We start from the raw sequence: 19,960 nt of genomic DNA, 5'->3' as shown, positions 1-19,960 counted from the left end.
GGAGAGGGGGCAAGGGGACAAATCGGAGGGGGATCACCCGCCCGAAGGGGCGACGCAAATCCGCGGATGCGGATCCGCGTCGATCCTGCACGAAGCGAGCCGAGCGAGCTGAGGAAGGACGGGGAGGCCGATTTTCCCCTTGCAGGGGAGAGGGGGCAGAGCGCCCTTTCCCTACTGAAGGAAACAATGAGCATACCAGGCGAAGCGGCGCAGCGGCCGAAGCCACTTCGCGCACCGCTTGACCGGTTAAAAGGGCAGGCGCAGCTGGATTGCGCCACAAGCGGACATGAAGTCGCTGTCCGGGGTTAAGGTCGGCGAATCTCGAAATACGTCTTTCCGCCTCGCTGAAAGCCTGCCCCCTCGTAGAACCGCAAAGTCGACTCCCTTTGGGAGCCCGTCGCAAGCAGCACCTTGTAGCAGTTGGCTTCCCACCCCTTGTCGCGTGCAGCATGCAAAACAGCGCGTCCCAGTCCCATCCGACGATAATCTGCGTCGGTAACCACGTTTTCGATCACACCATAAGGGCGAGCGCCCCGAGACAGGTTCGGCACAATCGCAAGTGTGCAGGACGACACAAGCTTTCCTTCCATTTCGGCCACCAACACTGTTGTCAGGCCGCACGAAAGCAATGCCAACCACGTTGGTTCGGCTGAGGGAAGATCGAGAACAGGATCGCCGGGGTTGAGCTGACGATAGAGAGCCAAAATGCCAGGTAAATCAGAAGGCTCCGCTGGTCGAATTTTAGGTGGGGTCATCGGGTCTCAGCAAATATGGAGGGCTTTCAAATGGCCTACTATCTACAGCGCCTAGTCCATACTCGCCAAGCCGCAAAGTCATCTTTGTGGCCGACTGCGGACGACGATCTCACTCGTTCCGCCCAGAAAATGCGCGAAAGGCGCTTGACCTCGACACGCCGATTAGAGAAGCGCCGACCGCAGGGCGGAAACCGGGACCGACTGCCCCCGGCAAGCGGTTCCATGTAGTATCGGCCGGAGACCGCCCGTTCGCCGTCGCCGCTCCGAGTATGTAGCGCTCCGCGTCGCCGGCGAACTCCGCTGGCAAAAGTGAGATTGCGCGTGAGGGTGGCATCCGGCTATCGTGCTGACAGAGAAACCAGCAACGGATGGTTGGATGAACAGCCTTCGGGACCAGGTGCTCGAACGCGGCTATGCCCTGATGCCGGCTTGGCGGCCGGAGTGATCGGCTGGCGATGTGGCCGCGTCGTTCGGCCAGCCGTTGTCGCTTGGCGACGGCGATCCCGTGCACACCCTGACGCCGGCCGCGAAAGAAGCCTCGACGCCAAACTCCTATAGCGGGCTCTATGGGCTCCAGGCCTTTCCGTTTCATACCGACATGGCGCACTGGCGCGCGCCGCCGCGCTACCTAATGCTGCGCTGTGTCGTCGGCTTCTGGGAAGTGCCGACAATGCTGATTGACGGGGCCGAGCTGGCCCGTAGCGTCGGACTTGACCTTCTCGCACGGGCGATCGTCCGTCCGGTCCAGGGAAAACTTCCGCTGCTGCGAATCTATCAGCCGGTGGAAGAGGGTGCCATCCTGAGATGGGATGAGGTATTTATACAGCCCGCCAGCAAAGCCGGCGAGGAGGGCTCCGCGCAATTCCGGGAGGCGATGCGTCTCCGAGCGTGCCAGCCGATCGCGCTCGCGACGCGAGGCGATACATTGGTCATTGATAACTGGCGCATGCTCCATGCCCGAGCGCTGGTCCCGTCCGGTTGCGAGGGACGCAGGCTTGAGCGCGTGTATTTGGGGAGGCTGCAGTGAAGAAGACGATTGAGCCCGGGCCGACACCTGATAACTGGGATGCCGAAGCGTTGTTCGCGAAAGCGCTGCGCTATGCCGAACGGATGGCGGAGTCTGCCGACGGATGGGAGCAGGCGCTCTGGTCCAGCCTGGCTCTGGAACTACTGGGCAGGGCCGCCCTGTCAAATGTCAGCCCGGCCTTGCTTGCCGACAATGATAAAAACTGGACCAACCTGTACCATGCGCTCGGGTTTGAGCCCAATGAGGGTAAAACCGCGCCAAAATCGATCACTGTCACGGAAGTGTTCAAGCGGCTGACTGGGATCTATCCGGAATTATTCGTTTCGGAGAACCATAGCTTCTGTGTGGTGCACACGGGACGGCGCAGAGCTATGCTGCAATTTGGGTGACGAGGCTGATCAAGCGGCGCTCTGCGGCTTTGATCGTCTCGTTCATGGCGTATCGCTCTCCTTGAGAGGTTCTGGCAGGCTTCATCACCCGCCTCGATACGCCGCCCTTCTCAAACCGTCATCACCCAGTTTCAGCCATAGCTCCGACGGCGCAACAGCGAACTTCATTCAGGCGAAGCGGTGTTTGAGGGAATTGCCAGCTCTTCCTGGCAACCGCAATTCTATGCGGCATACAAGGCGCTCCTTGCGACGATGGGTCTGACGTTAACGGACTTTATCGACGGCTTGGAAGCTGAGGTTGCAGAAAAGCTCATTGCCGCGGAGGCAGACAAGAGCGCGAAGGCGGTTTTGGCCGACGTCGAGGCTCACCGAAAGGAATGGCTCGCGCTGGGCGATGACGAGCGTCCTTCTTTGGTGGAATCGGCAAAGGTATGGGCAATGCGGCAGGTGGGACATCGCGTGACTTGTCCTGCTTGCACGTCGATCGCACTTGTTCAGGGCGAGGCGATTACGCCCGCGGTTGTGAAGCTGGATGCTGAGCAAGGCTTGGTCGTCGAAACGCAGGATTACCTGCCGAGCCAATTCGAGTGCGTGGCGTGCCGCCTGAAAATTCACGGCCTGTCACGCCTTGTTGCGGTTGATAATAATCTGGCGAACCGTTTCAAGAAGACGAGCACGTATGACGCGGCGGAATACTACGCCAAGGAAGATGACTATCCTGGCTATGAAGAGGACAATAACGAGCGTTTCTGAAGACACCAGGGGGGTCAAGGAGGAACCGCATGAGCATAGTCGATCAGTAATGACAGAGCCTCAACGCCGCAATGCCATGGCCGACATGACGGCGATCGTGAGTGGCGAAGAACTCGTACCGTGGCGACGCATCCGCGTCCTGCTCGATCATAAGCTTGCGATGGTTCAGCATCCCGTGTTGACGCAAGGAAGCTTGACGTCTCTGGGCCTGACGGACAAAGGCTTGCGATTCATAGGCGAGACCTAATCGAAACGGTTCATACAGCGCATAAGAAAAAATTCCTCTTGACGAGGAACTCTTCTCTTGGGGTACGCCGCGCGACGCTCTATCGCGCGCTTGCACCAGATGCGGCCACCACTTGAGCCAAGCGAAAAACGTGATCCCGGTATGACACAGCCCCATCATAGCAAGTCCCCCCGCGGACGGTGTTCCGCGCAAGGTACTCTATGAATTGGGAGGTTGCGCGAATTTAAGCAGGCTGCGGTTGAATTCTCAACTCTAAGAATTCGGGGGCGGAGCCCGCCACTTGCTCTTGCTCGCCGGTTCTGCTCAAAGCTGCAGAAATAGAAACGACTATTGCATGCGCGGATCGAGCAGGTGCCGGTAACCGACTTCCGTCATCCAGCGGGCCCGAGCGAGATGCGTCTCATGAATACGCTTGGCGCAAACGGGATCAACATCGGGATCGATGCCGAAAATGATCCTGACTGCTTCGCGCCAGTCCGCGCCCTCCGCGTCGGCGTCGAGTAGGCGCAGGTAGCTCGCGGAGTGGACCTCGTCGTAGTCATTCACCCTTTCCGTCAAAGGGGGGCCGTCTTCCCGCAGGGGCTTGCTCATCGTTCAATCCTCAAGTCGCAGACGATCAGGGAGCTGCTCGGTCTCGATCACTGGCCGTTAGTATGAGATCGGCATGCTTCATGCCGATCTCGAAAATTGAACTTTCCGTTTAGAAAGGCCAGAAGCCCGCAAAAGATAGGTCGCGGTTTCGTTTAGCCAAGCCAACGTGTCTCGATACCACGCAGAAACTGTACGGAGCGCAACCTGCAACAAGCCAAGAAATCCGACGAAAACGATTCCATGACCGTTCCAAGCCCCTCATTAGCCTTGGGATCGGTACTGCCATAGATGTATTCGTGACGGTTATCTTTCATCGCCTCTTAACGGAAAGCGGCGCCAGGTCGCCAACCAGACAGGCTGAGGTGTCGAAGCTCGCTAGCCTCGTGGACAGAGGACGTACTTGCTTACATGACCGACACGACTGTCGGTTTTGTCGAGTGCGTGGCACGGGGGCTGTTCGGCTTGGTTCTGCTGCAAGATCACTTAAGCCATTGAATAACAAGCAGAAGATTTTTTTGAGGTTCTTTCTGCACAGCTGGCACGACTTTTGAAGTTCCCTCGTTGCGTTACCTGCCACGGCTATGGCAGGGGACACGTTGAAAAACCGATACCCACGCATTCACCACGCCACGAAAACAGGATCTCAGATGTTTGATCATGAAGAAGTCCATCGCGTCCCGTCGCCTGCAGCGCGGGCACAAGGCATGCGCCCGTCTGGAACATCAGCTGCAAGGGCGGCGGCGAAACCTGCAGCCGAGCGCGGCCGCGTCATTGATTTCACCATCGGCGAGTTCGCGCTCGGCACATCGGACCTGGTGACCGATGCCGCGATCGCGGCGGTAAAAGGCGGGAAAACCCGGTACACCGATACCATCGGATTGCCCGAATTGAGGTTGGCCATTGCGGAGCAGTTCTCACGCGATACAGGTCAGGAGTGGACGGCGGACGAGGTCGCGGTGACCGCTGGTGCGAAGCCGGGCCTGTTCTATTTGACGTTCATCCTACTCGACCCCGGTGACGAGGTCATCATCCCCCAGCCCTACTGGCAGACCTATCCAGCCCAGATTCGGCTTGGAGGTGCCTTGCCTGTGCACATTCAGCATACCGCAGACGGGCAGATGGACATCGGCAGTATCTCGGAAGCGGTGACAGAAAGGACCCGTGCGATCATCGTTAACACGCCGAACAATCCGACCGGCGTTGTGTACGACGAGAGTCATCTGCGCGCTGTAGCCGAAATCGCGATCAAGCACAATCTGTGGATCATTTTCGATCAGTGCTACAGGTCCTTTGTCTATCCGCCCTACCAACACCATCATCTTGTCTCACTGATCCCGGAGGTTCGGGAGCGCACCATCATCATCGATTCGTTTTCCAAGACGCTCGCGATTGCAGGTTGGCGCGTCGGCTATATGTTGGCGCCCCCGAACATAATCGCGTCCGTTCGGGCCTTGCAGAGCCACATCACGTCGTGCCCCAACGTGATCAGCCAGTACGCAGTCCTGGAGCATCTCCGCTCGGACGACGGCCAATTTCATCGTTGGGCAATGGGGCAGCTCGAAATCAATCGCGAGGCGGGTCTGGGGATGCTCCAGAGGCTCCGCGACGTTCCGCGGCCACACGCGCAGGGTGGCTTCTATTTCTATCTCGATGTACGGGAGCTCTTGGGACGACGCCACGTCGCCCGCACGATTGATACCGTCGATGACTTGGCTGCCTACCTTATACAGGAGGCGGGCACAGCGACTGTGTCCGGCAGCGCGTTCGGTGACAAACACGGTCTCAGGATTTTTTACGGGGTATCTGGCGAAGATCTGCGCGAGGGTTTGCCGCAGCTGGTCGCAGCGCTGAACGCTCTGCGCTAAACGCGCTCGAAGGAAGCGGCGATGACCAATAGGAACGCACCCCGACAGGAGGTAATCCTTGCGGCAGGCCTCGGGATCGCCACTCCGTCCGCTTGCACAGCGGCGGAAGCCGGAGTCGCTAATCCCCATCCTGGGAACTCCGATCCTACGCGCAGCACGGTCGCGGCGGGCAGAGGTGGGTGTTGCTCAGGCGACGATAGTCGTCGGCTATCGCAGGGAGGCAATCGAGCGCTCATGCGGGAACCCGTACGCCGAGTCGTCGGTCTTCCACCGGACGGGGAGTGCCTACTCCCTCTGGCGAGCACGCGATACGCCCTGCCGCGGCGATACGATCCTGCTCGGAGGGATGTGGTCTTCGAGACCACCGTCGCGGGTGGGCTCCTTGCTTACGGGGCGGTGGACGCATCCGCTCTCGCTGTGTTCGACGAGACGTTGGAAGGATCGGCCGCGGCGCTCGCGCCAGATGGGCGAATCGCCGAGTTCCGTATGAGGCAGAACGCGGAGACGTTTCGGCGAGCCGGCATGTCGCTTTACAAGACCATTAATCTCTTCCGCGTTTCACAAGCAACAGCAGCGGACATTCTCGATCCAGCACTCGACCAAGTAGCGCAGCACCCGGCCGCCTACACCGAGCAAGTGCTCGGCTCCCTGGTGGACCAGGGCAAATTGAACCTTTCAGCCATGCACATGACAGACTGCGTTCGTTCGAGGCCGACAACGAGAGCGACGTTCGCGCGGCCGAACGCTTGTTCGCTCCGGAGGCGACTCTCGATGCAGCGCCCAGGCGCCCGTCGGTTTTATAAGTCCGGACGGAGGAACGTCGATATGCGTTGGCGCCTCACGGACCATCTTGATAGCTCGGTTGCAGCTCCGACACGGGGACGATCCTCGGACACAGACAAGTCGGGCAAGAGCGTTGACGGGGTTGCCGGTATAATTTACGGCGCGACGGTCCCAGCGCTGGTGATCATCGAGTTGAGCGCGACTTTGTACCTGTTACTCGCGATGGTGGTTGCCCTCCTCTTTGCAGGCGCGCCGCGTCTCAGCTTCGCGAACGCTGGAACCAATATGAGCGTCCTTCCGGCGCTCGTATCAGCTGTATCCGGTGCCATGGCGATCTTGTGTGTCAAAGGATTGGCGACAGAGCTCGACGCTCTGTCGATCGTCACTCACTTCGTGGCCGTGGTGGCCCTTCTGTCGCTCCCGCTTGCAATATGGTTCTGGCGTACACCGCCGATCCAAGCGCTGCCCATCCTCTTGTCACTCGGCGTCGCTTCGGCCCTGTCGCACATCTATGTGACCTACGCGTTGCGTTCCGCGGACGTGTCGTTCATTGCGCCTTTTGACTTCCTGCAGCTCATCTACGCTGCGGTGTTCGGGTTCGTGCTGTTTGGGGAAGTCGGGACAGCGACACTTGGGCCGGTGCTGTCCTTATCGGCACGGTTGCCATATGTCACCGCGGACGAAGCGAGCGCAAATTCGGGGCACCGATTAGCAGGAGCCCCCAAGATGAACCTCGAACCAGCGGGATGGAAGCTATGATGGAGGCGTGCAAAGACGTCGTCGCGGTCATCATCGACGCTTCGCCAGAGCATCGGATACACACATGGGGCGGTTCAGTGGCAGCGCCTCTCGCGCTCGTGCAGGGCCTGCCGTTGATCCAACGTCTCATATCGCAGCTTGTGGAAGTCGGAATCGCAAAGATCTTCGTAGGAAATGCTTCGTCGGCTGTGCGGAAGGTTCTCGAGAAGACGACTCCTGATGGCGTAACGATAGTTGTGTTGGATATTGGAAACGAACAGAGCGTGCTTGCTGCAGTGTTGGACGAGCTGCACGCGGGGCCATGCCGACTGCTCGTTGCTGCTGCAAATATCGCATGCTCAACAGAGGCAATTCGACAAGTATTGTCTCGTCCCACGACCAATTGGATTGCCGGATGGCGTCCATCCCCAGAGACGGCGCCTCCGCGAAAGCGTGACAGCGAACCTTGCTTGTGCTTACTCGACCAAGCGTCCGTTGATGGGCCGTTGAGATTCTGGATCGAGCGGCAGGCGCGACTAGGACGCAATCTCGAGTCTCTGCCGCTCCCCGCGCGCTCGCATAAGGAATTTCGAGAGAACGAAAAGGGGCCCGCAGTTTGCGTTAGGATCGAGGACGCGGTTGACCTTGAGATCGCAAACTTCCTCCTGGCGCCTGCCGAAGAGCGATACGCGAGGGTGAGCGGGACGGCGGGAGGGTACTGGAGCCGTCCCATTGCAGAACATCTGTTGCTGTGTAATCCGTTTTTTCCGCCGCAAAGTTTCTTCGACCAGTTGGCGGCGCGACTCCCACAGGTGCTCCGGTTCTATCCCTCCGGCCACGAACATCTGGCGAGGCGAGTTGGGGAGATGACTCGGCGCCCTCCTCAGCACGTCGCCGTCGGGAATGGGGTCGCCGACCTTATACAAGCACTATATGCTGTGCTCGACCCGTATCTAGCGATACCAACGCCAACGTTCAATGGCTTCCAGATTGCGCTGCCAGCCGAGCGCGTCTTCTGCTTTTTGCTCCGGGAGCCGTTGTTCGACCTCGACGTCAACAAATTTGGGGATTTTGCACGAGAGAGAGGCGCGACCGCAGCTGTCGTCATCAATCCTAACAACCCGTCCGGTCGCCTTGTCGCCTCACAGGATCTGAGACGGCTTGCCCGCGTACTGGAATCAGCGGCATGCCGGCTGATTGTAGACGAGTCCTTTATAGATTTCCCGGCAAATGGTCGCGCGGAGAGTATTGAACCATACTTGTCCGACCACCCAAACCTCATTGTGCTGAAGAGCCTCGGAAAAGTATATGGTTTGGGCGGCATGCGTCTCGGTTACATGCTGAGCGCTGACGAGGATCTTGTAGCTACGGTGCGCGATCGGCTGCCCTTGTGGAACGTCAACGGCATCGGCGAATATGCGCTCTGGCTGCTTCCCGAGTATGAAGCAGAACTCTTGGAAAGCCTCCACCGGATCCGCATTGAACGCGAGAACTTTGAGGCCTCCCTTCGTGCGATCGATGGGATGCAAGTCACTCCTTCGGCGACCAACTACGTCTTCTGCAGACTTCCAGATGAATGGCCGACAGGCACTATGTTGAAGCGCATTCTTGCCATCGAGCACAACATTCTAATACGGGAGTGCGCATATCAGGCTATGCGGGATTCTGACCGCTACATCCGCTTGACGGTACGCAGTTCCTTTGAGAACAACCACCTCGTCTCTGCCCTGCACAAGGTATGGCGTGTAGTCCCACAGAGCCAGGCCAAAACTTCGATCGGGGGATCAAGGAAAGCGGAATAGACGTCCGCATGCTACTTGCGATCAAGAGCGGACTCCAAGAACGCTGCGATTGAAAGCGTGCGTTGATCCATGAGGATCGGTCCGATCACCTGCAAGCCGAGCGGAAGCCCATTTGATGAAGGGTATCCTGGCACGTTGGCTACGGGAAGATGAAGCAGGCTCCAAAGCTGATTGAACTCGGAGGATCCGGTATGCTCCAGCCCAAGAGGTGCTGGACCTGGCGCGCTCGGGGTCAGAATCGCGTCCACGTCGCGGAAGATATCTGCGACGGCGCGCCTTGCATCCGACGCTTGCTTCTGCGCGCGTTGATAACACTCGATCGACACCATCTCTCCTCGGTCGAGGAAAGATCGAATCCGGTGGCTGAGGCGCGGTCGATGCTCCTTGTGCTCGAGAGAGAGCGCACGAACTGCTTCAAAGGCCATGATGACACGGTGAGCGTCATGCGCGATTTCAAGCGTCGCCGGAAGCTTCAACCGAACGATATGAGCTCCAGCCTGCTCGGCAAGGCAGATGGCCCACTCGAGCGATTCGAGCGCGTCATTTCCGGCGCTTGCGCCTTTCCACCCTGTGCAAACGCCAATGCGGAAAGAGGAGCTCGAATCGTCGGTAGCGCTTTCATGACCTGAAAGCGCACTCAACACGAAGACCACATCCGGGATCTTCGCCGCAAAAACGCCAACAGTATCCAGTGAGTGTGCTAGCGGCTTTACCCCCGTCACAGGGATGAGACCGAAGCTCGGCTTGAACCCAGCAATCCCGCAGAAGGCAGCCGGGCGGATCGTTGATCCTGCCGTTTGTGTCCCAAACGAGAATGCCACCATTCCCGCTGCGACAGCGGCGGCCGAACCTGATGACGACCCCCCTGGAGTATGAGCAGGATTCCAGGGATTGCGGGTCGGTCCGGGCCCAAAGAGCGAGAACTCCGTTGCGACCGACTTACCCATCAAAACGGCGCCCCGCATCCTGGCTAGCGCGACCACCGCCGCATCTCGAGCGGGCTGATGCCCGTCATAGATGGCCGTGCCATAAGCAGTCGGGCAATCAATTGTGTCGAATACGTCCTTGGCGGCAAAAGGTATTCCCGCCAGCGGCCCCGGCGCTTTCGCTGCCTCCATCAGGCTATCTTCCGAACGCCGAAACCGAAAGGCATGCACCATCTCTTCCTGCTGGTTGATGGCGGCAATAGAGCAACGCACCGATACGTCCGGCGAGAGAATTCGTGATTCAATATCTTTCGCCAACTGACGCGCCGAAAGCATCGTCATCTCAGGCCGCCTTGCAATAAAGCATCGAAAGATCGTGTCGACCAAACTCATCCCGCGACACGTCCAGTACCAGCCGGCCATGGCGCATGGCAATGATGCGGTCCGCGTAGTCGGTGGCGTAGTTCAGCTGATGCAGACTGCACAGTACGCCAATGCCTTGCGCGCGTGTAGCCTGCTTCAGCGTCGCAAGGACGGTTCCGGCGGTCTCAGGATCAAGGCTTGCCACTGGCTCATCTGCCAGAACCAATCGGCATTCCTGCGCCATGACGCGGGCGATCGCCACACGCTGTTGCTGTCCACCGGATAGGCTGTCAGCGCGTTGATAGGCTCGATCGAGAAGGCCGACGGCATCGAGCGTCGCTAATGCCTTCTGTCGATCGGCATCAGGATAGCGCCGCGTAACCACGCGCCATGTCGGCACATGTGCCAATCGGCCGCCAAGCACATTGTCGATCGCACATAACCGATTCACAAGATTGCCGCCTTGGAAGATAAGGCCCAGATCGCGCAGCCTTTGCTGCCTCGCAGCGCCACTGAGCTTCGGCAGGCTGGTGCCCTCGAACAGAATGTCGCCGGAGTCCGGTGTCACCAGGCCCATGATGCTTTTGAAAAGTGTGGACTTGCCGCTGCCGCTTGGGCCAAGCAGCACTGTCAACTCGCCGGGGTTCAGCGTGAAGTCGACCCTGTCGAGTGCATTCGTCTGATCGAACTTCTTGCACAGGTTTCGGATTTCGAGAAGAGACATCATCTGAGAACTCACACCAACTTGCGACGAAGCGTCGAACTCAACCAGTCAATCGCTGCGACGAGGACCAGCATAACGACCGTTAGGGTCAGGAGCCTCGGAAAATTAAGGAGATCGATGGAATTTTTGATTTCCATGCCGATCCCGCCGGCCCCGACAAGGCCAAGAACGGTCGAAGTGCGAACGTTGCCTTCCCACATATAGAGCGCGGTCGAGGTGAAGCTCGGCAGCGCGGCCGGCAGCACGGCAAAAGAGGTTAGCTTCGCTCCGTTCGCACCGGTAATGCGGGCGGCGTCGATCGGGCCTGGATCGAGCGTCTCGATCGCTTCGCTATAGAGCTTGCCGATCACGCCGATCGAATGCAGGATCATGCCGAGGACGCCCGCGAACGGACCAAGGCCGACCGCAACAACGAACAGCAGCGCGAAGATGATGGTGTCGATGCCGCGCAGTGCATTGAGCATCATGCGCAAGGGGACGGCGAAAGCCGCACCCGACAGGTTGCGGGCCGCCATCACGCCAAGCGGCAGAGCCAGGATCGAGGCGATGAAGGTTGCGGCTGTGGCGATGGCCAGTGTCTGAAAGGCGCGGTAGATCACCCAGTCAAACTCTTTCACGTTCGGCGGCCACGCCTTTCCGAGCCAGTTGATTAACCTCGGTAGCCCTTCTATCAGCCTGCCCAGATCGATCTCCGAAAGCCAGAAGGACACGATAAGCCAGGTGATCGCAACACCCAGTAAGATCACTGTGGGAAGGTTGCGCCGGGTTAAACGCCGCCGCCGCGGCTCGACGTAGCGGTCACCTACGCGCAGTGGATTATTGGCGCTTGAAACATCTGCCGCTGAGAAAACCGCGTCAGCCTCGGTCATTTGGCTCATCTTCGTACCTTTCAGAAAAGCGGCGGCTCGGCAAAGCCTGGGCCGCCGCCGATGCCGGATCAGAGTAGCCCGAGGGTTTTGCCCATCTCGTCAACCACCGTGTAACTGGCGTGGGAGTCGCGGACGAAGCCGGTATTGGGTTCCGGGATGTTAAGCTGGCGCGCCTTCTTGGCGTCGATTGATGCGAGCGCGTCCTGTAGTTTGCTAACGATGCCCTTGTCCAAATCGGCACGATGAACATAGCCGCCGTTCGGAAGCGGTTCGGAAGCATAAACGACCTGATGAGAATCCTCTGTGATTGTGCCGTTGTGGATCATCTGCCAACGCAAGGAATCCCAAATGCATCCGAGATCGATCTGACCCGAGGCGACACTGGTCATGATAGCGGCTGGCGCGACGCCTTCTGTGTATTTGAAGTAGCTGCGTGGATCGATGCCCTGCTTGTTGAACCAGTATTGCGGATACATCCAGGCGGAAAATCCTCCGCTGTCGCCAAAGGCAATGCTGAGCCCCTTGGCATCTTTCGGGAAGCTGGAGAAGTCCAATCCCTTGCGGCCGACGATGATTGCCTTATAGGTGGGGGCGCCGTCGCTGGTTTCGGTCGCGAAGATTTCGGCGCCGGAATTCGCGTGGCATAGCGCGTAGCCCCAAGGGCCCATCAACGCGACGTCCGCTTGTCCCGAAGAGATCGCAGTCGACACACCGGCCCAGTCGCTTGCGACCTTCATGTCGAGCTTCATTCCGACGCTGTCGGCCAAAAACTGGTTGAGCGGTCGATAGGCCTTTTCCGTGTCCGACTGGGTCGGCAGGTAGGGCGCCACGGCAACGCGCAAGGTATCTTGCCCCTTGGACTGAGCCAGCGCCGACAGCGGCAGAGCTGTCGCGGCAACACCCAGCGCCGTGAGGCGCATCGCCTCGCGGCGGCTCACTCGAAAATCCTTCAGCATGTCAGTTGGTCCCTTTCGATTGCAACGGTCGTCCGTCAAAGTGGTCCGTTGGCTGGTTGAGGTGGAAAGCAATGGTCGGCGCGAGGTCCATGATTGAAGTGGCATCCGAGCGGCACGTCCCTGCAGGGAACCCCGCGCCGTCGATCACGAGAAATGGAGACTGCTCGTAGCGGCCGAGGCCGCCATGCTGGCCACAACCGAGCCGGTCAGGCTTGCCGGCGAGCGGTTTTGCGGCATAGCTTTGACCCGGAATGTCGAACGCATTCGGTTCGTCCGTCTCCGCAAGCGAGATGAACATCGCCAGGCCCCGTGCAGTCGCCTGGCCAATCTCCGCCAGTTTGGATCCGGTGAACATCTGCCCGACCCATGGAAGCGGCCTTAGTCGGTCGGCAAGCGCGACAACGCGGTCGTGTACCGCTTCGCGAGCATAGAGCAGTACCGCCGTTCCGTTCGGGGCCACCGCAAGATCGCCGCTGTCAAGAAGATCGCCCTGTCCAAGCGCTCGAAGCTCCGCGTCCACGTCGATGATGGCATGGACCGTCTGATGACCGTGGTCAGCGCCGACGATAAAAAGGATGTCTTCGCCTTTGCCCCGCAGCCGATCGACAACATCGGCAACGCGGCGAACGCGCTGATCGACGTGGCGTAGCGCTGCAAGATGTACTGGCGAGCCTAGGGGCTCCTCGTGCTGCGTGGTGTCTGGATGCCCGCACCACATAATGGACAGAGCGGTCGGATCCGCTTCGAGATGGGCGATAAACCGTTCAGCCATCGCCGCGTCACCGTTTAGGTCGGGGCTGACACTGAGGCTTTCGGCCTCAGGCAGTATCCTGCGACCGGGACCGAAGGACCCCGCTCGGTGATAAACATGTCCAAACCCCTCAGGGTCATGAACATAAGCCGCGCCGGGCGAGACGTTGGAGAAGACCGCCACCCCACCGCAGCCGCGCAACCGCTCTGCCATGGTCGGCACTGCGAGACCCTGCCCCGTCAAACGCTTTTTCAGGGCCAGAAAGTCCGGCAGTCCCGTGTCGGCCACGACAAATCGTCCGGCTTGCTCGAGCGCGTAGGTGTTGGCCTCCAGCGTATGGCGGGATGGAAAGCATCCGGTCGCAAACGTCGACGCACAAACGCGTGTGACGGACGGCGCGGTGCTCCGATGGCCTTCAAAGCTCGTACCCCGCTCCGTCAGAGCAAGGAGGTTTGGCATGGTCTCCGGTCGGACGAGGTCTCGTCGAAGACCATCCAGTATGACGGTGATGGCCCGGCTGCTCATGTGCGCAAACCGTTCAGCACGAAGTCGAAGATGTCGAAATTGCGCAGCTGCATTTCGTTCGCACCGCGGGCATAGTCTTCGTTAAGCGCATGCGAGATCAGGAACGGAACCTTTTGTTCCGCAAGGCCGCCATGCGACCGCAGGCGCTCCCCGGCAAGCTGTTTAAGATCGTGATCAGCTGCGCGTGCGCCGAGTGCTACACCTTTATGGGCGATCACGGCGATGTCGCCCTCACGGTCTTCAGGCAGTTCGAAGCGGGCGCAGGCTTCGGCGCGCGGCAAGGCGATCTCGACTTCCGGCAAAGCACGAATGGCGGCCAGGAGCTTTGCGTGATCAATGCCATCGTCCAGGATATGGACGCGGACAAAGCCCCCCAGGGCGCCATGATGGCGAACGAAGGGATCGGTGATGGGGCAGATCACCCGCGTCGCGCCCGCGCCGAAGGCCTGATCGAGCCAGTCGCCGAGGTAGAGCACGTTGGGGCTGCCATCGGCCCTGCTCATGTCGTTCATGCCATGGTCGGCGACAATGCCGACGACAGCGCCGAGATGGAGCAGGCGCTCAACCCGCCGGTCGACTTCAGCCATGAAATCGAGCGCGTCCGGCGCGTCCGGAGCATGCTTGTGCTGAACGTAATCCGACAGCGAGAGATAGAGAATGTCCGGCTTGCGGGTCTCCAGAAGCTTTATTCCTGCGTCAAGGACAAACAGCGACAAGTCGGCGGAATAGGAGTGTGGGGCAGGCCGTCCGACGAGCTCCGTCACCTTGTCGATACCATGCTCCTCCTGGGTGCAGACATCGGCCTTCTCCGCGGAGAACGCGATCCCGGTCATGCCGGAGGCCAGCGCCTTGCGCAGTTTGTCCTTTGCCGTGATAGCGATGACGTTCGCGCCTGCCTGAGAGAAGCCGGCAAAGATGGTGCCAGCCCGCATCGGCTCGGCGTCGGTCATCATCACCGTCTCGCCCGTCTGACGGTCGAGATAAAAGTTGCCGGAAACACCATGCACGGCGGGCGGCGCACCGCACACGATGGAGACGTTGTTTGGATTGGTGAAGCTCGGCATGGCCGAAAGGGCTTCGGTAAAGAAGCCTTGGCTCATCATACGCTCGATCGTCGGGATGCATCCCTTGGCCTTCGCCGCGGCGATGTAGGCGGGATCGCAACCATCAAAGCAAATCACGACTGCCGGCCGTGTGGGCCAGGCGTAGGATCGGCCATTGACCAGGACAGCATCGTCCGGCCGCGTCGCTTTTGCCAACGAATCGTGCATCTGAACCTCGTTTTATCTGGCTGTCACAATAATGATGTACAATAGTATATTTTAGAATATTGCCATCACTGTTACTTTAGTTGCTGAAATATTATTGGGGCTTGATCGGCGAGTAAAATGAATTTAACTACTCTCTACTATGAGAAAAAGGAAACTACATGCGTCGATCACTTCCGCCGCCCCGCGCGCTGATCGCGCTTGAGACTGTTGTGCGGACCGGAAGCGTGACCGCAGCAGCCGATGAGCTGTGTGTAACGCAAAGCGCAATCAGCAAGCAGGTCGCAATCCTCGAGGAGTGGTTTGGCCAGCCGCTGTTCGAAGAGAACCGTCGCCGCATGGCCCCGTCGCCCGCCGCCAGGCGATTGGCTCAGGTGACGGGGGAAGCCTTCGACACGATCGCGGCCGTTGCGCAGGAAATGGCGCCGCGTCTCATCCGCAAGCCGCTCAATATCATCGCGCCAGCATCCTTTGCCATGCGGTGGCTGCTGCCCAAGCTGCCGATGTTCGAAGCAGCGTTCCCGGACATCGATGTCTCGGTCCGCCAGACTCATACGCCAGAGAATTGGCAGGTACTGCCTTTTGATGTTGTTATCCGCCGCGGCGAAATCTTGCCCGAAGCGCTTTCTCCGGAGCCGCTGCTTAGCGAGGAACTCATACTTGTTGCAAAGACGGGATCGGCCTGGTGCCACCTCGATGACCTTGACGGTGTTCCCTTCATGAAGGCCGAGACGCGTCCGGGAGAACTATCTAGCTGGTTGAAGGAAGCGCGCCGCAATGGAGTCGCGGGCGCACCGTCGGACGAGCGAAATGCGGCGCGCTTCTCACATTTCTACATCGCTCTCGAAGCGGTCCTGGCCGGTCGTGGTGTCTTGGTGGTGTCGAACGTTGTCGTGGCGGACCTTGTCGCGGATGGCTCGCTCACGCCGGTGTTGCCTCATGTACGGGCAAGCGGATCGACCTACTGGATCGGTAGCGAACCGAGGTGTTCGCATAGTGAGCAAGCTCAGCAGTTCAGGCACTGGCTGCAGACCATGGCCTTGGATGGAACGGCCTCGAACGCTCGACCAGATTTGCTTCAGGTTGAGGAAACTGCGCAATTAGAGGCCGATCGAACACGCGCGGCATAGCTGCAAGCAGGCAGCTATGCGTTCGCTTTATGTGTGCCGAGGGCGTTAAATATGATACAGACCGCGACGATCAAGACGAGATTCGCCGGCTCATCCTGATCGTCGCGCGGTTTGGGCCGACTTCTGCTGTCCGTGAAAGCATGTCCAACGACGAGTGTGCGGAAAAATACTTCGTCGCGTACACGTTGCATGACCGCTTAGACCAGATGAGCGATTTGCGGCGTAGCCGCCGCTCGGTTTTCCTTACGAACCACTATGGTCGAAAGGAAAAAGTTCATGGAACGTATTGTTTATGTAGGTCTTGATGTTCACGCTGACACGATAGCGGTTGCGAGCGCAGACGATGGGCGGAACGGCGAGGTCCGGTTCCACGGCGTCATAGAGAATACAGCCGATTCAGTTTTGCGGCTCACCAAGCGACTTGTCTCCGCCGGCGCCAACCCGGTTTTCTGCTATGAGGCGGGGCCATGCGGATACGGCCTGCACCGGTTGCTTACAATGCTTGGATTTGATTGTGCGGTCGTCTCCCCGGCCATGATCCCACGCCGTGTTGGAGATCGGATCAAGACCGACCGTCGCGATGCGGAGATGCTGGCGCGGCTATGGCGCTCCGGTGAATTGACGCCCATTTGGACACCTGACGAAGAGCAGGAAGCCATGCGGGACCTGATCCGAACCCGCAAGCAGGCAACGGAAGCACTGAAGATCGCAAAGCAGCAACTTCTGAGCTTCCTGCTTCGCCACGGCCTTCGATATACTCGGCCGAGCTATTGGACGAAAATCCATTGGCGCTGGATCAACGAGCTGCGGAAGTTCCGCTACCCGCATCAGCAATTGGCCTTCGAGGAATTGAAGCGCGCTTTCCACCAGATCGAGGATCGCATTGCAACATTGGATCAAACGATTGAAGACGCGATAAAGACTTGGCGGTTTGCGCCTCTGGTTGACGCATTGCGCGCGCTACGCGGTGTGAATACCACAATCGCCGCGACCCTGGCAGCCGAGATTGGTGATATACCTCGTCAGATCACTGCCGGCCTGATCGCGGCCTGCTTTATTTCTGCCTGTGCAGCATGCTGGAGATGGCGGCCAAAGATCAGGGAACCCTCGACACACGTTGGGATAGATAGCCGTTCTTAGAGAGAGGCAAGCCCGCATCGAATATGGTCAGGCGGTTAAAAATCCGCGGATGAGAGTATGATAACCATCGGTTCGGACTGGCATCTCCAGCACCGTGCACAGGCTACATGAAATTGACCAACCTCGCGTCAGTGGGGTAGCCTAAACGCGCCCGGAAAACCTAAATCGCTCATGAGAGTGTGTCATTCCGCCCCCAGCCGCAACCGACCCCGATCAGGCGGCGTTGGCGCCGCTGATCGTCTTCAACACACGCTGGGCGGCGTAGCGTCCGGACTCGTTCAAGTGCCGTTGCCAAGCGCCTTGCGAGGGCGACCAGCGGAAGCCGTTCGCCTTCAACACGCGCCGCGTCGGGTCGTCCGGCTTGCCGGGAAAGATCAACTGGATACGCGCGATATCGGCGTTTTCCTTGATCTCGACGGCTCCAGCGTTCGTCTCGACCTCCTGGCTTTGGGTGCCACGCTCCTTCATCCTTGCGAGGACAGCAAGGCGCTGCTGCAGGCGGCGAAGCTCGGCACGGCTGTTGGTCGTGGTGAAACCGCGCCGGGACTGCCATGGTGCTAGTTTGATGCCGCTGGCTGCGGCTTCCGGGGAAAGACTGGCGTTCGCGACGACGGCGGCAATCATGTCCTCGTCGCTGGCGAGGTCCTTTTCCATCCGCCGGATGATCGCGTTTGCGGCTTTCATCCGGTCGATGGCAAGCGCCGTCTCCTCGATACGTGTCATGATCCTCTGTAGGGCCACCGGATCGCCGGAACGGATCGGCTCATCATCCGCACCATGCGGGAACGCCTTCCGCTTCACTGCCTTGCGGGCCATCGCCTCGTGCGCCTTCAGGTCGGCGCGGCGCGCGTCGGCAATCTTCATGCGCTTTTCATTGCGGGCGACGGGGAAGCGAGCGGGACCGGTGATAAACCAGTTCATGCAACGGCCTTCCGCCGCCCAATAGCGCCGTGTCAATTCGACGTGACGGCGGGTGAAGGTTTCAATTTCCGGTTCCGGAACCGGAGCGCAGGCTTTGTCCCAAAGCTCGGCAACGTAAGCGGCGAACTGGTTCAACCGCTCCGCAAGCTCTGAAAGCTCGGCGTTCGTGCGCCGGTCAGGAAAGTGAGTGAGGGCGTGAAACTGCGCCTCGATGTCCTCCGCCGCAATGGTTGCGGCGAAGGTTCCTGCGACGATGGCGAGGATGTTGTTTTCGAGTGCTGCGATTTTCATCACGCCTCTCCTTCGACAATGACAGGGGCGCGGCGCTCGATGCGGCATTGCAAGCCTGCGAGCGCTCCGGCGATGATGATGCCACCGGCCGAAATCTCATCGGCCTTGGCAAACACCGGGTCCAGAACCGGGCGGCAGCATTTGAAATGCTTGGCCGCGTCTTCAAGGCTGATGAGGGGGGAGGTGTACGGGGTGCTGCCATCGCCCCCCACGAGCACGATCTTGCCGCCGATCGGCTGCGGGAAACCCTCAAAGATGGTGAAGGCGGTTAGCCCGTCCCGCAATCCGTCCTCGTCGACGAAAAGTGTGTGCCGCTCGTCAAACCGTACGACTTCAAGCAGTCGGCAACCGATCAAGTCATAAATCGGCCGGATACCCGTATCGACCGGAAGCTCCACCGGCCTAAAAATCGTGGTCTCCGGGTCCAGCAGGTAAGCAGTGTTGACGCGCATCATTGTTCTAGCCCTTTCCTTTCCGCGAAGCGGTCTAGCGTCTGCCCGAGGGGCAGGAGCCCCGCTCCTGCTCCCCGAGTTCGCGCGGAGCAGCGGGAGAGAGGGAGGCAAGGGAACAAAACGGAGGGGGTTCGCCCGCCCGAGGCCTGAGCCGAAGGGGCGACGCAAAATCCGCGCATGCGGATCCGCGTCGATCCTGCACGGAGCGAGCCGAAGGCGAGGGGAGGAAGGACGGGGAGACCGTTTTTTACCTTGTGAGGGAGAGAGGGCGGCGCCCTCTTTCCCTCCTTCAGGAAGGCAGAGCCGGCCGTCAGGCCGCCATTTCAGATGTGGAAAGGGCCGCCCTCTCATAGATCAGGACGGCCCCCGCGGTGCATGACAAGAAGGGCTAGCGACTTGTCATCACCAACTCGTGATTGCTATTTTCCGGCAGGTAATATGCTGATTTTGAAGCGGCCTGTAAACGGGATTTAGAGGCAAATTGGTGCAGTCAAGGATCTGGCGGCGCAGCGGCTCTTGCGCAGCCGATCGTTACCCGTACGGGCGAAGACCGCTTTTTAGCGGGCTTCGTGCCGTAGGCATAGAGCGGGCTCGCGTCAACGATGCGCCAAATTGATTCCATTTACGGCGTTTTAGGGGCTCCCCAAATACAACCGTTTGGGTTAGAAAGGTCCATACCACTAGTAATAATCGG

Annotated in this window: 19 protein-coding genes; 9 read left to right on the top strand and 10 right to left on the bottom strand. The window is 59.4% G+C overall.

Features of this window, described 5'->3' with window-relative positions:
* Positions 1-305: 305 nt before the first annotated feature.
* Positions 306-755: a GNAT family N-acetyltransferase gene (locus tag ISN39_RS33860; protein ID WP_194732323.1), complete on the bottom strand. Its 450-nt coding sequence runs from the start codon at positions 753-755 to the stop codon at positions 306-308.
* A gap of 457 nt (positions 756-1,212) precedes the next feature.
* Here ISN39_RS33860 and ISN39_RS33855 point away from each other — a divergent pair, with 457 nt between their 5' ends.
* The 4 genes from ISN39_RS33855 to ISN39_RS33840 all read left to right on the top strand — a co-directional run bounded on the left by ISN39_RS33855 (position 1,213) and on the right by ISN39_RS33840 (position 3,171).
* The gene (locus ISN39_RS33855) at positions 1,213-1,782 is read left to right on the top strand and encodes a TauD/TfdA family dioxygenase (protein ID WP_246763598.1); all 570 of its coding nucleotides are present in this window, start codon (positions 1,213-1,215) and stop codon (positions 1,780-1,782) included.
* Positions 1,779-2,171 (top strand): hypothetical protein, encoded by a 393-nt coding sequence (locus tag ISN39_RS33850; protein WP_194732322.1) that lies wholly within the window; start codon positions 1,779-1,781, stop codon positions 2,169-2,171. The genes ISN39_RS33855 and ISN39_RS33850 overlap by 4 nt, the downstream gene beginning before the upstream one ends.
* A 180-nt stretch (positions 2,172-2,351) precedes the next feature.
* Entirely contained in the window at positions 2,352-2,924 is a 573-nt protein-coding gene (locus ISN39_RS33845; protein WP_194732321.1) for a hypothetical protein, read from the top strand.
* A 49-nt stretch (positions 2,925-2,973) separates the two neighbouring features.
* Complete coding sequence (locus ISN39_RS33840; protein ID WP_194732320.1) at positions 2,974-3,171, top strand: hypothetical protein; 198 nt, start codon at positions 2,974-2,976, stop codon at positions 3,169-3,171.
* Positions 3,172-3,498: 327 nt separating this feature from the next.
* Here the strand turns inward: ISN39_RS33840 and ISN39_RS33835 are convergent, their stop codons facing one another.
* Positions 3,499-3,762 (bottom strand): DUF2285 domain-containing protein, encoded by a 264-nt coding sequence (locus ISN39_RS33835; protein ID WP_194732319.1) that lies wholly within the window; start codon positions 3,760-3,762, stop codon positions 3,499-3,501.
* Positions 3,763-4,409: 647 nt separating this feature from the next.
* On the opposite strand from ISN39_RS33835, the gene ISN39_RS33830 reads away from it, so the two are divergent.
* The 3 genes from ISN39_RS33830 to ISN39_RS33820 all read left to right on the top strand — a co-directional run bounded on the left by ISN39_RS33830 (position 4,410) and on the right by ISN39_RS33820 (position 8,950).
* On the top strand, positions 4,410-5,627 hold the full coding sequence (locus ISN39_RS33830; protein WP_246763597.1) for an aminotransferase class I/II-fold pyridoxal phosphate-dependent enzyme: 1,218 nt from the start codon (positions 4,410-4,412) through the stop codon (positions 5,625-5,627).
* Positions 5,628-5,975: 348 nt separating this feature from the next.
* A complete protein-coding gene (locus ISN39_RS33825; RefSeq protein ID WP_194732318.1) occupies positions 5,976-7,169 on the top strand; it encodes a DMT family transporter in 1,194 nt (397 codons plus the stop codon).
* Complete coding sequence (locus ISN39_RS33820) at positions 7,166-8,950, top strand: histidinol-phosphate transaminase (protein ID WP_194732317.1); 1,785 nt, start codon at positions 7,166-7,168, stop codon at positions 8,948-8,950. Before ISN39_RS33825 ends, ISN39_RS33820 begins: the two co-directional genes overlap by 4 nt.
* Before the next feature lie 11 nt (positions 8,951-8,961).
* On the opposite strand, the gene ISN39_RS33815 is transcribed toward ISN39_RS33820, so the two are convergent.
* From ISN39_RS33815 to phnA, 6 genes are all read right to left on the bottom strand, one after another.
* A complete protein-coding gene (locus ISN39_RS33815) occupies positions 8,962-10,218 on the bottom strand; it encodes an amidase (protein WP_210388722.1) in 1,257 nt (418 codons plus the stop codon).
* A gap of 1 nt (position 10,219) precedes the next feature.
* The gene (gene phnC, locus ISN39_RS33810) at positions 10,220-10,966 is read right to left on the bottom strand and encodes a phosphonate ABC transporter ATP-binding protein (RefSeq protein WP_194732315.1); all 747 of its coding nucleotides are present in this window, start codon (positions 10,964-10,966) and stop codon (positions 10,220-10,222) included.
* 8 nt (positions 10,967-10,974) lie between these two features.
* On the bottom strand, positions 10,975-11,832 hold the full coding sequence (phnE, locus tag ISN39_RS33805) for a phosphonate ABC transporter, permease protein PhnE (protein ID WP_194732314.1): 858 nt from the start codon (positions 11,830-11,832) through the stop codon (positions 10,975-10,977).
* A 68-nt stretch (positions 11,833-11,900) separates the two neighbouring features.
* Entirely contained in the window at positions 11,901-12,788 is an 888-nt protein-coding gene (phnD, locus tag ISN39_RS33800; protein ID WP_194732313.1) for a phosphate/phosphite/phosphonate ABC transporter substrate-binding protein, read from the bottom strand.
* A gap of 1 nt (position 12,789) precedes the next feature.
* Positions 12,790-14,064, bottom strand: a complete 1,275-nt coding sequence (locus ISN39_RS33795) for an alkaline phosphatase family protein (protein ID WP_194732312.1) — start codon at positions 14,062-14,064, stop codon at positions 12,790-12,792.
* Complete coding sequence (gene phnA / locus ISN39_RS33790; protein ID WP_194732311.1) at positions 14,061-15,335, bottom strand: phosphonoacetate hydrolase; 1,275 nt, start codon at positions 15,333-15,335, stop codon at positions 14,061-14,063. Before phnA ends, ISN39_RS33795 begins: the two co-directional genes overlap by 4 nt.
* A gap of 158 nt (positions 15,336-15,493) precedes the next feature.
* Here phnA and ISN39_RS33785 point away from each other — a divergent pair, with 158 nt between their 5' ends.
* Entirely contained in the window at positions 15,494-16,462 is a 969-nt protein-coding gene (locus tag ISN39_RS33785; protein WP_194732310.1) for a LysR substrate-binding domain-containing protein, read from the top strand.
* Between the two features lie 276 nt (positions 16,463-16,738).
* The gene (locus ISN39_RS33780) at positions 16,739-17,602 is read left to right on the top strand and encodes an IS110 family transposase (protein ID WP_246763595.1); all 864 of its coding nucleotides are present in this window, start codon (positions 16,739-16,741) and stop codon (positions 17,600-17,602) included.
* Between the two features lie 213 nt (positions 17,603-17,815).
* On the opposite strand, the gene ISN39_RS33775 is transcribed toward ISN39_RS33780, so the two are convergent.
* Positions 17,816-18,814: a hypothetical protein gene (locus ISN39_RS33775; RefSeq protein ID WP_246763594.1), complete on the bottom strand. Its 999-nt coding sequence runs from the start codon at positions 18,812-18,814 to the stop codon at positions 17,816-17,818.
* On the bottom strand, positions 18,814-19,269 hold the full coding sequence (locus tag ISN39_RS33770; RefSeq protein WP_194732308.1) for a protein psiB: 456 nt from the start codon (positions 19,267-19,269) through the stop codon (positions 18,814-18,816). The genes ISN39_RS33775 and ISN39_RS33770 overlap by 1 nt, the downstream gene beginning before the upstream one ends.
* Positions 19,270-19,960 lie beyond the last annotated feature (691 nt).

Source organism: Rhizobium sp. 007, assembly GCF_015353075.1.
Lineage (GTDB): Bacteria > Pseudomonadota > Alphaproteobacteria > Rhizobiales > Rhizobiaceae > Rhizobium.
This window is presented reverse-complemented; position numbering and strand designations above follow the sequence as displayed.